The organism is Empedobacter sp. UBA6305 (genome assembly GCF_002440405.1).
GTDB classification, from domain to species: Bacteria; Bacteroidota; Bacteroidia; order Flavobacteriales; family Weeksellaceae; genus Empedobacter; species Empedobacter falsenii_B.
In genome coordinates this window covers 79,312-95,184 of sequence record NZ_DJTP01000002.1, presented here as the reverse complement: position 1 = coordinate 95,184, position 15,873 = coordinate 79,312, and the positions used below count along the sequence as shown (strand labels likewise).

General features: G+C 32.0%; 12 protein-coding genes and 1 pseudogene. 4 read left to right on the top strand and 9 right to left on the bottom strand.

The features are described 5' to 3' along the window. The 5 genes and pseudogenes from B3M86_RS13930 to B3M86_RS00670 all read right to left on the bottom strand — a co-directional run. A pseudogene (locus tag B3M86_RS13930) lies at positions 1-538 on the bottom strand (transposase); the annotation flags it as partial. Between the two features lie 186 nt (positions 539-724). Beyond that, complete coding sequence (locus B3M86_RS00685) at positions 725-3,901, bottom strand: efflux RND transporter permease subunit (RefSeq protein ID WP_219034226.1); 3,177 nt, start codon at positions 3,899-3,901, stop codon at positions 725-727. A gap of 11 nt (positions 3,902-3,912) precedes the next feature. Continuing rightward, complete coding sequence (locus tag B3M86_RS00680) at positions 3,913-4,983, bottom strand: efflux RND transporter periplasmic adaptor subunit (RefSeq protein WP_221856169.1); 1,071 nt, start codon at positions 4,981-4,983, stop codon at positions 3,913-3,915. Positions 4,984-4,995: 12 nt separating this feature from the next. After that, complete coding sequence (locus tag B3M86_RS00675; RefSeq protein WP_291065301.1) at positions 4,996-6,309, bottom strand: TolC family protein; 1,314 nt, start codon at positions 6,307-6,309, stop codon at positions 4,996-4,998. A gap of 7 nt (positions 6,310-6,316) precedes the next feature. After that, positions 6,317-6,907 carry a TetR/AcrR family transcriptional regulator gene (locus tag B3M86_RS00670; protein WP_291067717.1) on the bottom strand — a complete coding sequence of 197 codons (591 nt, stop codon included), beginning with the start codon at positions 6,905-6,907 and terminating at the stop codon, positions 6,317-6,319. A gap of 143 nt (positions 6,908-7,050) precedes the next feature. On the opposite strand from B3M86_RS00670, the gene B3M86_RS00665 reads away from it, so the two are divergent. The 4 genes from B3M86_RS00665 (at position 7,051) to dinB (ending at position 12,306) form a co-directional block, all read left to right on the top strand. Continuing rightward, entirely contained in the window at positions 7,051-8,028 is a 978-nt protein-coding gene (locus B3M86_RS00665) for a YpdA family putative bacillithiol disulfide reductase (RefSeq protein WP_180904757.1), read from the top strand. A gap of 45 nt (positions 8,029-8,073) precedes the next feature. Further along, complete coding sequence (locus B3M86_RS00660; protein WP_291047070.1) at positions 8,074-8,778, top strand: class I SAM-dependent methyltransferase; 705 nt, start codon at positions 8,074-8,076, stop codon at positions 8,776-8,778. Positions 8,779-8,940: 162 nt separating this feature from the next. Then, a complete protein-coding gene (locus tag B3M86_RS00655) occupies positions 8,941-11,208 on the top strand; it encodes a cation:proton antiporter (protein WP_291047071.1) in 2,268 nt (755 codons plus the stop codon). A gap of 18 nt (positions 11,209-11,226) precedes the next feature. After that, complete coding sequence (gene dinB, locus B3M86_RS00650; RefSeq protein WP_286496366.1) at positions 11,227-12,306, top strand: DNA polymerase IV; 1,080 nt, start codon at positions 11,227-11,229, stop codon at positions 12,304-12,306. Between the two features lie 425 nt (positions 12,307-12,731). On the opposite strand, the gene B3M86_RS00645 is transcribed toward dinB, so the two are convergent. The 4 genes from B3M86_RS00645 to B3M86_RS00630 all read right to left on the bottom strand — a co-directional run bounded on the left by B3M86_RS00645 (position 12,732) and on the right by B3M86_RS00630 (position 15,851). After that, positions 12,732-13,544: a purine-nucleoside phosphorylase gene (locus tag B3M86_RS00645; RefSeq protein ID WP_115001055.1), complete on the bottom strand. Its 813-nt coding sequence runs from the start codon at positions 13,542-13,544 to the stop codon at positions 12,732-12,734. After that, a complete protein-coding gene (gene lpxK, locus B3M86_RS00640) occupies positions 13,528-14,568 on the bottom strand; it encodes a tetraacyldisaccharide 4'-kinase (RefSeq protein ID WP_221856528.1) in 1,041 nt (346 codons plus the stop codon). The genes B3M86_RS00645 and lpxK overlap by 17 nt, the downstream gene beginning before the upstream one ends. Positions 14,569-14,689: 121 nt before the next feature. Then, positions 14,690-15,307: a DUF4230 domain-containing protein gene (locus tag B3M86_RS00635; RefSeq protein WP_052217853.1), complete on the bottom strand. Its 618-nt coding sequence runs from the start codon at positions 15,305-15,307 to the stop codon at positions 14,690-14,692. Then, on the bottom strand, positions 15,300-15,851 hold the full coding sequence (locus B3M86_RS00630) for a TlpA family protein disulfide reductase (RefSeq protein WP_291075690.1): 552 nt from the start codon (positions 15,849-15,851) through the stop codon (positions 15,300-15,302). The genes B3M86_RS00635 and B3M86_RS00630 overlap by 8 nt, the downstream gene beginning before the upstream one ends. Positions 15,852-15,873: the final 22 nt, after the last annotated feature.

Genomic DNA, 15,873 nt, shown 5'->3' with positions numbered 1-15,873 from the left:
TTTGAATTCTGAATTTTCTTCTAACTCATTCACAAAAGCAGAAGCATCATTTAAAACTTCTTTTTCTACCAAAGAATCCATGCTGGCATTGGCTTTAATAAACGCTGAGTCTACCGCCTGACGTTTATCTGAAACCATGCCTTTGTTAACACATAGTTTTAAAACTAACTGAAAAAGTTGCAAGAAAACTTCCTCTCCAAAAAACGCTCTTGTTCGGCTAATTGTTGAATGCCAAGGCAACTCTTCATTTAAATCATAACCTAAAAATAAACGAACATCCAAGCCAATTACTGCAAAAACGAATCAATGCACGATCGCTATTAATGTTGTTTAAATAGCCTATCAATAATATTTTAAAAAACACCACAGAATCAATACTCTCTTGACCTTGAGTTCCGTAATATTTTTTGGTGGATTTGTACAGAAAATGTAAATCTAGTTCGTGATTAACGCATCGATAAAAGTTATCAAACGGTACTAACCGATCTAAACTTAATTCATAAAAAAGTTGTGGAGTAAATTCTTTTCGTCCTTGCATACAACAAAATACGAAAAATTAGTCTATTTTAGAGTTCTGCAACAAGCACATCGCATTAACAAAATAACGAGTTTCAACTAAATAAAAATCCTTGTCAAGGTTTAGAACTTTGACAAGGATTTTTTTATGTATCAATTAAAATAATAAAAACTGAACGGGTTTGATTAAATATCTAAAAACGAAAGATTACTCTTCCCATTCTTCTTTTATTTGTCGCGCTTCATAATCTGCAACCATTTCTGCTTCATAATCTACTTTTTCTCCTTTTGAGAATCGACGAATTGCACTATCGAATAATGAATAAACCACAGGAACAATAATTAAGGTTAGGAATAATGAGGAAACTAATCCACCGATAATAACCCATGCCAAACCGTTGTTCATCTCTGCTCCTGCTCCTTCTGCCAAAGCAATCGGAATCATACCAAAAACCATGGCGATAGTTGTCATCAAAATTGGACGAAGACGTGCATGATTGGCTTGTACCAAAGCATTGTGTGTTGTTTCTCCTGCTTCTTTTCTATGGTTTGTAAAATCGACTAATAAAATGGCATTTTTGCACACCAAACCAATCAACATAATCATTCCGAGAATCGTGAAGATATTCAACGAATTATTAGTTAAAGCTAAAACCACAAAGACTCCAATTAATGATAATGGAATAGAAAACAAAACCACGAAAGGATAAATAAACGAATCATACAAAGCAACCATCACCAAATAAACTAAAATAATTGCTGCTAATAATGCGTAACCTAATGTACCAAAACCTTCGGATTGATTTTCTTCATCTCCACCCCAAACATACGATACACCGGTTGGTTTTTTACTATCAATTTTTTGTAAACTATTTTTGAAATCAGTCACAATATCACCCGTTGTACGACCAACAGATTGCGCTTGCACAGTTACAGAAGGTGTTTTATCACGACGCTCTAAGAAACTTGGTCCAGAACTTTGTGTAACCGTTGCAAATTGATCCAAACGAATTTGTTGTCCTTTATCATTCATAAATATCAAACTACGAACATCATCGATATTCGAACGATTAAAATCATTGTACTGAATATTAATATCATATTCGTATTCACCCGCTCTAAATTTACCATCTGTATTTCCAGAGAAAGCAGTTTGCATCGTCAAACCAACTGTTTGTAAATTCAATCCTAAAGCAGCCATTTTATCACGGTCAACTTGCACATTAATTTCAGGATTTCCGGCTTCTGTCGTTAATTTCACTTCCGAAGAACCCTTAATTTGCTCTAATTCGTGTTTTGCTAATTCAGCAAATTTCATGGCGCTTTCTAAATTTGGACCTGTCACAACCAACGCTATTGGCGCTTGTTCCGCTCCAATTAAACCAACTGGAACAGTTTTAACCTTAGCACCAACTAATTCTTTTTCTAAATCGCGTTTTACTTTTGCCGCATAAATAAATGAATTGTCTTCACGCTCTGATTTATCATTTAAAATAACGTCTATTTCTGCTTTATAAGCTGTTGCTTGTGCTGCTCCAAATCCTTCAGAACTTTGACCAACAGTTGTAATCATATCAACAACTTCTTTTTTACCACGTAAAAATTTTTCTGCTTTTTGCGTCATAAAATTTGATTCCTCTATTGTTGCATCTTTTGGTAACTCTATTTGAACTAAGAATTCACCTTTATCTGTTTTAGGGAAGAATTCACCACCAATATATTTTCCTCCCATTAAAACTCCAATAACTGCAAATAAAACGATAAATACCCCAATAAAAACTCCAATTCTACGAACGGTAGATTTTAAACACCATTCTAACATATCAGAAATGAAGTGGGTAAATTTCATTAATTGTTTTTCGAACCAAAGAATAAATTTCTCAAAAATATTTTTCCCTGTGATATGTTCTAATTTCCCGAAACGAGAAGACAACCAAGGAACAATTGTAAATGACGACAATAAGGATAGTAAGGTTGCGATAACGACTGTCACACAAAACTGTGCAATAATATTCGCCACCAAACCTGTACTCATTGCAATTGGTAAGAATACCACGACAATTACCAATGTAATAGCAGTTACGGTAAATCCAATTTCTTTTGCCCCATCGTATGAAGCTCTAATTTTCGATTTTCCCATTTCCATGTGACGGTAAATATTCTCTAAAACAACGATGGCATCATCCACCAAAATTCCCACTACAAGTGATAAACCAAGTAACGACATCAAGTTTAAGGTATACCCCATTAAGTACATTCCGATAAAAGTCGCAATTAACGATGCTGGAATAGAAACCATTACAATAAAAGCATTACGAATACTATGTAAAAACAAAAGCATTACAATTGCAACTAAAACAACTGCTAAAACTAAATCGAAAATAACGTGATCTGCCGCAGCCAATGTAAAATCAGACGTATCATTTACAATCTGAATTTTAAGTCCTTCTTTCTTATAATCTGTTTCAACTTTTTTGATGGTTTCTTTCATCAATTCAGAAACAGCCACCGCATTTGCATCTGATTGTTTTACAACCTGAACAATAATCGCAGAACTCTGATTAACACGTGCAATTTTTTCTACTTCTTTCTGAGAATCTTGCACAAAAGCAACTTCCGATAAACGAACTTGAATTCCATTATTCGAAGAAATTACCAAATTATTTAATTCATCAACTGATTTATATTTTCCAGAAAGACGAATAATTGTAGAGTTTTCACGTGTTTTTACACTTCCTGTTGGGAAATCTAAATTCGAAGTTAAGATTGCTTGCTGAACTTGAGGCACAGATAATCCATAACCTTTCAATTTCACAGGATCTAAACTTACTTGAATTTCACGTTCTTGTCCTCCAATCAAATTTACTTGCGCAACACCTGTCACACGTGATAAAACTGGTTCTATTTTTTTATCTAACAAATCATACAAATCTTTTTCTGTCAACTTATCAGACGTTACACCAGCTGTAATAATTGGTAAATCACTTAACGAGAATTTCGTCAAAGAAGGCGGATCTACATCATCAGGTAAATCTTTCTCAATGGCATTAATCTTACGTTGCGCATCATTCAACGCTAAATCTGCATTTGCATCAGAATTCAACGTAACCATTACAACTGATAAACTTTCGTAAGATTTCGATTCTACTTTCTTTACATTTTCTAAGGCTGCAACCGCATCCTCTATCTTTTTGGTTACAGAATTTTCAACTTCGTTTGGAGAAGCTCCAGGATAAACCGTTGAAATCGTAACAACATTCGTTTCAAATTTTGGGATTAATTCGTATCCCATTTGCGTATAACTAAACAATCCTCCCAAAGTCAAAATCGTGAATAACACGATAATCATTGTGGGACGTTTAATTGATATTTCTGCTATTTTCATGGAAATCTATCTTACTTTACAACTTTTACTTTCGTTCCATCTTTCAGATTAATCTGACCACTTGTCACGATTTCAGCTCCATCTTTAATTCCACTAATAATTTCAACTTCAGTTCCAACTGTTTTTCCAATCACAACTTTCGTTAATTTTGCTGTATTATTTTCAACCACGAAAACTTGTCCAGAACTAATTCCATTTACGAAAGCATTTGCTGGAACAACCAATACATTTTTACCTGCATTTACATCATCTTTTGTCGAGAATACTGCCGTTCCGTACATACCAGCTTTTAAACCAGAATTATTCGAAACTTGAATTTCTACTGGAAAGTTTAATGAAGCATCTGCTTTAGGCGCAATAAAAGAAATTTTTCCTGCAAATTCTTGATCAGGAAAAACACTCGCCAATACTTTGATTGTTTGTCCCACTTTCAAATTCACAACTTCAGCTTCTGTTACTGTAACTTGTAATTTTAGTTTTGACACATTAACAATATCAAACATTTGCGAACCCGGTGCTACTACAGATCCTGGCTCTATGTAACGCTTGTTAATCACACCAGAAATAGTTGCTTTTACATTGGTATCACGAACACGTAAATTTTGTGCAGAAACCGCTGCTCTTGCATTTTTTAATTGCAAACGCGAATTATCCAATTGTTGCTTTGTTACTCCTCCAGTTTTGTACGCATTTTCGTAACGTTGATTATCTATAATCGCATTTTGAAGATTATTTTGTGCTTGAGTTACATCAACCTCAATTGCATCTTTTTTGATTGTTGCCAATGTTTGACCAACAGAAACATAACTACCTTCATCTACCAATACACGAACAATTCTTCCTGAAATTTCTGAAGGAAAACTCATTTCCTGAAATGGCGCAAATGTACCGTTTGACGTATAATCTGTATTTAAGCTTTCGTATTTTGCTTTAATTGTATTTACCACAACCTCATCGTTATTAGCATTTACAATCGCAACTTCCTTTTCTTGCTTCGCTTTGTTATTTTTGATTATGTAAACTGCTCCACCAATCAAGCCAGCAGCAATTAATATATAAAGTAAAGTTTTTACTGATTTCATAAATCGGTTCTATTATTGAATTAATGTTTTTAAGTCTCCTTTTGCTTTGATTAATGCTATTTCTGCAATTTTATATTCTAATAAAGCATTTGAGTAATTATTTCGAGCGTCTGTCAACGCATTTTCTGCGTCTAAAATTTCTGTCAAATTAGCTAAGCCTTGTTGATAATTATTTTGTGTATTTGCTAAAACTTTCTCCGCCAAACTCACGTTTTCTTCTTGAATATCGACACTTTTTAACGCATTTTCTATTTGCGCTTTCGCATTATGATATTCTAAACTCAACCCAAGTTTTGTATCATTCATTTGCTCTTCGATGTCCAACAAATCAATTTCAGCTTGATTAATTTTTGCTTTTGTAGCTCCTCCTGAAAAAATCGGAACTTTAACACTCAAACCTATCGAAGCCAAATCTGACCAGATGTAACTTTTCGACGTAATAAATTTTTCGCCAAAACCTTGCAATCCATAATTTCCAGCTAAACCAACTGTTGGATATAAATTCGCACGCTCGGCTTCTTTAGCAAAATCTAACAATTCTTTTTGTTTTGATAAAACTTTAAATTCTGTTCTATTTTCAACATCTATTTGATCTTCCAACAAAACTAAATTTGGCGCAATAGTTTCTACTGCTAAATTAATTGGTTTCTCAATTGTATAACCCATATAAAATTTCAATGCATTCTTGTTAATTTCTACTGCATTTACCAATTGTTGGCGAGATGAAGATATGTTATTTAATTGTACAACTATTCGGTCTAAATCAATAGGCTTTGCCAATCCATTATCCACTAAACTTTTGATAACATTGCGAACTTTATTCGTGTTTTCGTAACTTTTATCAATTGTTTTTAATTTCTCTTCTTGAATAAAAACTTGATAATACGCATTCGCTACTCGCTCTATAATTTGTTCATCTGTTAAATCCGCATTAATTTGGTAAAATTCACGTGTAGATTTTGCTGCTTTAAGTCCTGTAAAAACACGCTGATCAAAAATATTTTGATTAACCGTAACTCCCAAACTCGAATTCCATGGTTGTCCCATTTTAATGATAGTTGTTTGCCCTCCCATTGTCAGTGCAGTTTCTTGCACAATTGGATTATACTGTAATCCTGCATTTGCACTAACCTGTGGCAAAGCTCCTGCTCTAGCTTCATCAATTTTATATTCTGCTTTTTTGATAGCCAAATTCGCACGTTTAGCATCAGCTTTATTTTCTAATGCAAAATTTACTGCATCTTTAAGTGCAATAATTTCTTGGGCATTAGCAGAACTCATCAACGCTACAATCGCTATAGAAAGTAATTGTTTTAACCTTTTCATTGATATATTAATTATTAAAAAGTGTATTGAGAATAATTTCTTTTCGATCAGAAAGAATACGTTTGAAATCTTCGTCGCTCAATTTCAAATCCAATTGAAGTAGCGGACGAATTGTAAATGGATAATTAACCAATGAAATCATGTTTAACAAAAACTGAAGTGGCTCCATCTTTTTAATCGTTCCTTTTTCCATTTCTTCCTCTAATCTTTCGTAAAAAACATTTACAACTACATCTAAATCATCTTTCATTAACTTAGAACACATTGTATTATTTTTATTCATTTCGGTAACGATGTAAGTTTCCAAATATGGATACTTGATTGATGTTGCAATAGAATCCTCTATAAATTCGCCAATCATTTCTTTGATATCACGATTTCTATCAAAAATAGCACGCGATTTTTCATTACTTACTCGCGTAGCTTCTTCGTAAATAATACTAATTAAATTGTTTCGCGATCTGAAATAATAATTAATCAACGTTCTATTCACTTTCGCTTCATCAGCTATTTCATGCGTTGTTGCATGAAATCTACCTTCACCAAAAAACATTCTTTTCGCTGTTTCTTTGATCAATTCTTCTGTATCGTCTTTCATATCTGTGCGGCTTTTTTATTTTGACAAAATTGTCAAACAAAATTATTAATATATTTCGTTAATCCAAATAGTTAAACATTATTTTTAAAAAAATTGAAGAAAATCATAAAGATTACCGAACTGATTATCCGTAAATTTGCTTGATGAAAGAACAATATGATTTGATAATTGTAGGTGCTGGGCCAATTGGTTTGGCTTGTGCAATAGAAGCGAAAAGAAACAATCTTTCTTATTTAATTATTGAAAAAGGTGCTTTAACAAATAGTTTGTACAACTATCCTTTGTATATGACATTTTTTTCGACTGCCGAACGATTAGAAATTGGAGAAATTCCGTTCAATTGTATTGAGACAAAACCTGGTCGACAAGAGGCGTTAGAATATTATCGAAACATTCATAAATATTTCAAATTCAATCTAAATCTATACGAAGAAGTTGAAACGATTAATAAAGTTGAAACAAATCATTTCGAAGTTAAAACATCAAAAAATAACTATTCAACTAACAATATAGTCCTTGCAACTGGTTTTTATGACATTCCAAACTTAATGAATATTGAAGGTGAAAATTTGCCAAAAGTTCATCATTATTACAAGGAAGCTCACCCTTATTCTTTTCAGAACGTAGTGGTTGTTGGAGCGAATAATTCTTCTGTTGATGCAGCTTTAGAATGTTATCGAAAAGGTGCCAATGTAACAATGGTGATTCGTGGCGAAGGTTTTACGCATCGACTAAAATATTGGGTTCGTCCTGATATCGAAAATCGAATTGCAGAAGGAAGTATCAAAGCTTATTTCAACTCGAATATTACTTCTATTGACGAAAATCAAGTTCATATCAAAACACCAGAAGGTGATATTTCAATTGAAAATGATACCGTTTTAGCTTTAACTGGTTATCATCCAAATTTCAATTTTTTGGAGAACTGTGGAATAACTTTCAGTGATGATGAATTGAAAACGCCAACTTATAATCCCGAAACAATGGAAACAAATGTGGATGGTTTATATTTGGCAGGCGTTGTTTGTGGTGGTATGTTGACAAATATTTGGTTTATTGAAAATTCGCGCGTACATGCACAGCAAATTGTTGAGGCAATTTTAGCAAAAAATAATAAATAAAAGTTTCTGTATTAATCAGAAAATAAAAATAAAAATAAAAATAACATGAAAGACCTTTTCGGACAGGCAATTTTAGATTATCAAACCAATCATTCGCCCGAAGATCTCTATACCGAAACATCAATTTCAGAGTTAGATGTGATGCCAATTGATTATCTTTTTCGAGAGTATGATGACATGCCTCCTCTAGAGCAAAAAGCACTTGATTTGTCAAAAGGAAAAATATTGGATGTTGGTTGTGGAGCAGGTTCTCATTCACTTTATTTGCAAGAAAAAAGTTCAGATGTTTTAGCGATTGATATTTCTCCAAAAGCGATTGAAGCTTGTTTGTTGAGAGGAATTAAAAATGCAAAAGTTCAGAATTTCCTTGAAATCAATGAAGCTGAGAAATTTGATACGATTCTATTTTTGATGAACGGAACTGGAATTTTTCAGAATTTAGTTTTAATTAATGTTTTCTTGGATAAAATCAAAAATTTATTAACCGAGAATGGTCAAGTTTTGATTGATGGAACCGACATTATTTATATGTTTGATGAAGACGAAGATGGTGGAAAATGGATTCCGAGTAATGGAAATTACTATGGTGAATTAGATTTTACGGTTCATTATAAAGGCGAGCAAGAAGAACCTATTCAATGGTTGTATTTGGATTTTGACACGTTAAAAAATGCGTGCGAATATCATAAACTAAAATGTACAAAAATAAAAACCGAAGGAGATTCTTATTTAGCAAAAATTACTTTGTAAAATATCGTTTCGATAATAAAATACAAACTCATTAGTTCATTAGAATTAGTGAGTTTTTTTTTATTCTCAAACAAAATTGATAATGATATAAAGTTAATCAATAGTTGAACAATTAATTATCTTTTAAAAAATTCTTAAATTAGTGGAGATTAAACGCAATTTATGGAAGAACACTTGCCAAAACTCATTACCGATCTTGGATTAATTCTATGTGTAGGCGCTGTGACGACGCTTATTTTCAAACGCATCAACCAACCTCTTGTTTTAGGTTATATTATTGCTGGTTTTTTGGTTGGACCGCATTTCGAATATATTCCGTCCGTTGCAGAAGAACATAATGTGGAGATTTGGGCGAAGATTGGTGTTATATTTTTGCTTTTTAGTCTTGGTCTCGAATTTAGTTTCAAAAAATTACTCAATGTTGGTGGTTCTGCCTCCATCACTGCGATTGTCGAAATCATTTGTATTGTAACCGTTGGTTATTTTGTTGGTCGATTTATGAATTGGTCGACAATGGATAGTATTTTCCTCGGCGGTTTATTAGCAAGTTCCTCTACAACCATTATTATTAGAGCATTTGATGAATTAGGATTGAAACGAAAGAAATTCGCGAATGTCGTTTTCGGAATTTTAATTGTAGAAGATATTGTGGTCATTTTATTAATGGTTATGCTTTCTACTATGGCGGTTAGCCAGCATTTTAACGGAGCAGAAATGATTAATTCTTTCGTTAAATTAGGTTTCTTTTTAGCGGTTTGGTTTATTGGAGGAATTTTTATTATTCCAACTTTTTTACGTTCAATTAAGAACTATTTAGATGATGAAACTTTACTAATTATCTCAATTGGGTTATGTCTTGGAATGGTTTATATCGCGGATAGTGCTGGGTTTTCTATAGAATTAGGTGCATTTGTAATGGGGTCTATTCTAGCTGAAACTGTTTATGCAGAAAAAATCGAACATAATTTTCAATCTGTAAAAAATTTATTTGCTACAATCTTCTTTATTTCTATTGGAATGATGATTGATCCTGTTTCAATGTACGAACACAAATGGGCAATTTTAATTGTAACATTGCTGACGATTTTTGGAAAGTTAATTTTTACCACTTTAGGTGCTATAATTTCAGGACAACCGCTAAAACAGTCCGTACAAGTAGGAATGAGTATGGCACAAATTGGTGAATTTGCTTTCATCGTTGCTGGTTTGGGACTTTCTCTTGGCGTAACAAGCGACTTCTTATTTCCTGTTGCAGTCGGTGTTTCGGCAATTACAACATTTACTACACCTTATTTAATAAAATCATCTGACAAAGTTTATACTTTATTGGAAAAAGTTCTTCCACAAAAATTTATTCAAGGTGTTGAAAATTATTCATCTGATACACAACACATTCAAAACGAAAATAAATGGAATAAAATCATCAAACAAACAGTTTCTACAATTTTTATCAATGGAATAATCATTATCGCAATCACATTGATTATCAAAAGCTACGTTTTATTCTTATTAACCGATTGGTTTACCTATTTTGGCGCAAGTTTGGTTAGCCTTACATTGACATTTGTATTGTGTATTCCATTTATTTGGGCAATTATTGGAAATCGACCAAAAAGAGAAATTATTGGAGAGTTTTGGGATGAATCTAATTATAATCGTGCACCAATTATCGCGATTATTTCTATCCGTTTAACTTTAGTTGTAGTTGCTGTAATTTTTATTTATAATCAATTTTTTTCAAGCACAATTGCCTCAATTGTATTAGTTATTGGATTATTGATTACAATGTATTTTCTTTCAAAATATTTCAATCAATTTTACAATTATATTCAAACAAAATTCATTTATAACTTAAATGAACGTGAAATTTTGACTAAAAAAATTGAAGAGAAAAAGAAACAAGATAAATTTCAATATACTTGGGATAACACGCATATTTCGGATATGATTGTTCCGCAAAATGCCAATTTTATTGGTGTTTTTTTGGGTGAATTGGATTGGCGAACAAAATTTCAGATCAATATTGCCTATATCAAACGTGGCGATCGAATTATTCAGACTCCAAATTCTGAATCAGTTTTATATCCTTTCGATAAAATTGGAATTATTGGAACGGATGAACATATTCAACGATTTGAGAAGTATTTGCAAATTATTGGTGAAACTCCTCCAGAAAATAATGATCTTAAAAATACAGATAATTTTACGTTGGATAAAGTAGTTATTCCGAATGATTTTTGTGTTTTGGAGCATAAATCGATTGGCTGGGTAAAAGATACGGCAAAAGGAATTGTGGTTTCGATAGAGCGCGATGGAAAAATGATTCACAATCCTGATCGAAATGTACCAATTGAATTGGGCGATTATTTGACAATTGTTGCCGATAAGAAAAACTTAAAAAACTTTATTCAAGAGTATCATTTAAAATAAAGCGAGTAATTTTGCAAGATGCAGCGTAAGATTATTCACATCGATATGGACGCTTTTTATGCTTCTGTTGAACAACGAGATTTCCCCGAATTAAGAGGGAAATGCATTGCTGTTGGCGGAAATGAAGAACGTGGTGTGATTGCTACCGCTAGTTACGAAGCTAGAAAATATGGCGTCGGCTCTGCAATGTCTTCTGTTGTTGCAAAACGCAAATGTCCACATTTGATATTTGTAAAACCTCGATTTCAAGTTTATAAAGAAGTTTCGAATCAAATTCGTGAAATATTTCTTGAATATACTGATTTGGTTGAACCTTTATCTTTGGATGAAGCTTTTTTGGATGTAACAATTAACCATAAAGACATCGAAATCGCCACAGATATTGCAAACGAAATCAAACAAAAAATAAAGGAACGAACAGATTTGACTGCTTCTGCAGGTGTTTCTTTCAATAAATTTTTAGCTAAAATTGCTTCGGATTATAACAAACCTGATGGACTTTATGTGATTACGCCTAAAATGTCTGAAAATTTTATTGATCAATTACCAATCAAAAAATTTCATGGAATTGGAAAAGTAACTGCCGAACGTATGCAAATGATGGGCATTCATACAGGTTTGGACTTGAAAAACCTAGAATTAGAAAAACTGTTACGGGAATTCGGGAAATCAGGTAAATACTATTACAATATTGTTAGAGGATTAGATTTTAGAGAGGTCAACCCTACTCGATTGCGAAAATCATCTGGTTCAGAAACAACTTTTAGCAAAGATTTAGAAACATTAGAAGAAATGCAAATTGCTTTATTTCCACTAATAGAAGATGTTTGGAACTTTTCTTTAAAAACATCAATTTATGGAAGAACAATTACTGTAAAAATAAAACACAATGATTTTTCGGTTACTACAAAAAGTAAATCAGCATCATTTCCAGTTAAAAATAGAGAACTTTTTGATCTTATTTGTTATGATTTATTAAGTGAAGGTTACTCCTTAGAAAAACCAGTTCGACTATTAGGTGTTGCTATCTCTAATTTATCCAATAATCAAAAAAAATTCGGAACTCAACTAGAAATTCCATTTAGAGAAACTATATAAAATCTTCAATATAATTTATCTTTAATAAGATATGACAAAATCAACTTTTACCATTGTTTATCAAACAAAAGTATGTTCTAATAAATTAATAAAATATGGTAAAACGAGGAACGGCAAACAACGTTATAAACGAGCTAATTATAAATTGTAATATTTTTTAAGTAAAAAAAACTAATATTTTAGATTTTTAAAAACATTATTATAACTTAAATCATATCCTAATTTTTGTATATTAGCATTAGAGTTATCGGAAATAGATTGAAATACTAAGCAATAAGAACCGTTACAAAATAATTACTACTCTTTTTCAACAATATTTATAAAATTTTGATTTTCAATAAATAGTAGCTTTTATAAATACTTTAAAATAAAAAAAAAACCAACTTTTCAGTTGGCTTATTAATTTATCTAAGTAATATCAAAAATTAACAATTCTCGATTACGCTTTTTACCACGCGAATTACATTTGGCATTGCTGTATTCGCTGCATTTAATACATCTTCGTGCGAAACATCGAATGAAATTTCTGGTCCACCTAAATCTGTAATAATAGATAAACAAAAAACGCGCATATCCATGTGACGAGCAACAATAACTTCAGGAACTGTACTCATACCAACACAATCTCCTCCAATAAAACGAACCAATCCGTATTCAGATGGCGTTTCGAAAGTTGGTCCTTGTAATCCTACATAAACTCCTTGATGAACCAGGATATCATTTGCTTTTGCAAATTCTGCAGCTTCATTCAACATTTCTCTGTCATATGCTTTAGACATATCCACAAAACGAGGTCCTAATTCGTCAATATTTTTTCCGCGTAAAGGATGTTCTGGCATCATATTAATATGATCTTTTACCAATAAAATATCTCCAACTTGGAAATTTGGATTAACACCTCCAGAAGCATTCGATAAAACAACTTTCTTAATTCCTAATCCGTTAAATACACGCATTGGGAACGTTACTTCTTCCATCGAATATCCTTCATAATAATGGAAACGACCAGCCATCATCAAAACTTTTTTACCTAAAATAGTTCCGTATACTAAATGACCTTTGTGCCCTTCTACTGTTACTTGAGGAAAGTTTGGTATATCTTTGTAGCTAATAACAACTTTATTTTCTACTTCATCTTCTAATTTTCCTAATCCAGACCCTAACACAATTACAAATTCTGGTTGATCTGGCAATAAATTATTGATGTACTTTACAGCCTCATTAATTCTGTCCAACATACTCTAAAATAGTTTGATTAAATTTTTCTTTATCGTTAATATCGATACTAATCGGAATGTAGTATAAATCGTCCTTTATCATGGATTCTTCCATCAAACGCATATAATCTTTCTCTGTTGTCATGATAATTTTATCAAAACGCTTTCTACCTTCCGTATCTTCGTATCGTTTGTAAATATACTCAATTTCTGATTGACTAAAATTATGATGATCTGGATATTCTAAATGCAAGACATTTGCAAAGTTTTCTTCCGCAAATTTTACCAAACCATCTGTTTTAGCAATTCCTGTAACTAAAATAACATTCAGATTTTTCCAAGTCGATTTCTCAACATTATCCAATTTCCCAATCAATTTGTTATCATAAACAATTTTCGAAAAAAATAATTGCTGATGAGATTTTAAGTTAATCTTTTTCGAAATTTCTTTGTGTTTTTCTTCCGAAATTCTGTCTGGACATTTCGTTACAATAATAATATCTGCACGACGAACTCCACTTCTACTCTCTCTCAAATCACCTGCTGGCAATAAAAAATCTTTGTAATATGGATTATTGTAATCGGTCAACAAAATATTGAAACCAGCTTTTATTCCTCGATGTTGATATGCATCATCCAACAAAATTGCTTCTGCATTATAATGGTCAATTAATTTTTGTGCACCAAAAGCTCTGTCTTCGCAAACAGCAATCAATATTCTATTCTTGAAACGTTGAAAAAACTGCATTGGTTCGTCTCCTATATCATACACTTTTGAAGAATAATTTGCAATCAAAAAACCCTTTGTTTTTCGTCCATATCCTCTACTCAATGTTGCAATTAATTTTTCGTCTTTCAACAAATCAATTAAATACATGATATGAGGTGACTTTCCCGTTCCGCCAACAGAAAGGTTTCCAACATTAATAATTGGAATATTGAATGATGAGGAACGCATCATTCCTATATTGTAAAACAGATTTCGAACCGAAGTTCCTATCCAATATAAACCAGAAAATGGAAGTAAAAATCTACGCCAATTCATTTTTATTTTTAATATTAAGCGAAAATACTATTTTCAATTTTAATTCTAAAGAAAGAAACACTTCATTTCTTTATTCAGCGAAAAAAAACCTATTCTATCGGAACAGGTTTTTAATTATTTATTAATCGTATAATTTATTCAATTCGTTGGCATAACTCGTTTTATCTTCTATCTTCCAACCATAGGTTTTTGCAAGGAAATACAAATCGCCAAGATTTTGAATTAATTGTTGATGTGCTTCTTGTTTTAGTTTGGTTTGATCCACAGTTTTTTCCACATGCTCCACGGCACGTTTTTTAATTCCGTTCAAATCATCTTTACTAAATTTATTGAAAACACTTTGATCCATGTCATAAAAACTAACATCTGGATATACTTGGATTTCAACTGGAGGAATAGATTTGATGATGATTTTTTTATTCACCGAATCCAATTCAATATCCATTTTTTTTAAATCATACGTTGCTTGTGCTTTGGCTTTCACCAAAAGTGTCACCTTTTTATCCGCAGAAAAAATATCAGTTAAACCTGGCAACGATTTTTTTGACGTGTGATTGTATAAATCTGAATAGGTTTGTTCTGCAACAATCATTTTATTCATTCGTTCGATTTGATACGCAATCACATGAGATTGTTCGGTATAGCTTTCAGATTTGAATTTATCCATGATGAAATACGTTATCATCACACCAAAAATAAAGGCTACAACAACAAGAATTATTTTCTTTAAATTATTCATTTGCATAATTTGGAGTCAATGGCGTACCATTCACAATCTGTGCCAAATCTTCTTCTAGATAGCCCGAAACTGGAGATTCTACAATTCTACCAACTTCTTCTTTTTTATTATTATATACGATAATTGTCGGAACGTGAGTCACATTTTTATTGATTTCTTCTCCGTTGAAACTTTTCATTTGACGATTTACACCAATCACTTTCAAACGATTTTGAGGAAATTTAATATCATCTAAAATTTTGTACAAACGTGGTAATTCACGACGAGAATCTGGACACCAAGTTCCTACAAAAACTTCCAAACGGTAGTTACGTAAATCTTTTAAACCTTTCAATTTACTTTTCTCAACTTCGTAAGTGTCATATTCGTGGTGATACCATTCTTTAAAATCTTCTTCTTCCAAAGCTTTTCTATTGAATTCTCCCGTCAACATTTTCTTCCCATTTTCAGCTGTAATCGTACGATTCAACACTTTATTTTGAGCAAACGATTGCGTAGAAAATCCCAACATTGCAACAAGTGCAATTGCTAATATTTTTTTCATTGTATTTTTAGTTTATAGGTTA

What these genes read in the sequence shown, in the direction of transcription:
- B3M86_RS00685 (WP_219034226.1), bottom strand. Translation starts at nt 3,901, where the DNA reads ATGAAAATAGCAGAAATATCAATTAAACGTCCCACAATGATTATCGTG.
- B3M86_RS00680 (WP_221856169.1), bottom strand. Translation starts at nt 4,983, where the DNA reads ATGAAATCAGTAAAAACTTTACTTTATATATTAATTGCTGCTGGCTTG.
- B3M86_RS00675 (WP_291065301.1), bottom strand. Translation starts at nt 6,309, where the DNA reads ATGAAAAGGTTAAAACAATTACTTTCTATAGCGATTGTAGCGTTGATG.
- B3M86_RS00670 (WP_291067717.1), bottom strand. Translation starts at nt 6,907, where the DNA reads ATGAAAGACGATACAGAAGAATTGATCAAAGAAACAGCGAAAAGAATG.
- B3M86_RS00665 (WP_180904757.1), top strand. Translation starts at nt 7,051, where the DNA reads ATGAAAGAACAATATGATTTGATAATTGTAGGTGCTGGGCCAATTGGT.
- B3M86_RS00660 (WP_291047070.1), top strand. Translation starts at nt 8,074, where the DNA reads ATGAAAGACCTTTTCGGACAGGCAATTTTAGATTATCAAACCAATCAT.
- B3M86_RS00655 (WP_291047071.1), top strand. Translation starts at nt 8,941, where the DNA reads ATGGAAGAACACTTGCCAAAACTCATTACCGATCTTGGATTAATTCTA.
- dinB (WP_286496366.1), top strand. Translation starts at nt 11,227, where the DNA reads ATGCAGCGTAAGATTATTCACATCGATATGGACGCTTTTTATGCTTCT.
- B3M86_RS00645 (WP_115001055.1), bottom strand. Translation starts at nt 13,544, where the DNA reads ATGTTGGACAGAATTAATGAGGCTGTAAAGTACATCAATAATTTATTG.
- lpxK (WP_221856528.1), bottom strand. Translation starts at nt 14,568, where the DNA reads ATGAATTGGCGTAGATTTTTACTTCCATTTTCTGGTTTATATTGGATA.
- B3M86_RS00635 (WP_052217853.1), bottom strand. Translation starts at nt 15,307, where the DNA reads ATGAATAATTTAAAGAAAATAATTCTTGTTGTTGTAGCCTTTATTTTT.
- B3M86_RS00630 (WP_291075690.1), bottom strand. Translation starts at nt 15,851, where the DNA reads ATGAAAAAAATATTAGCAATTGCACTTGTTGCAATGTTGGGATTTTCT.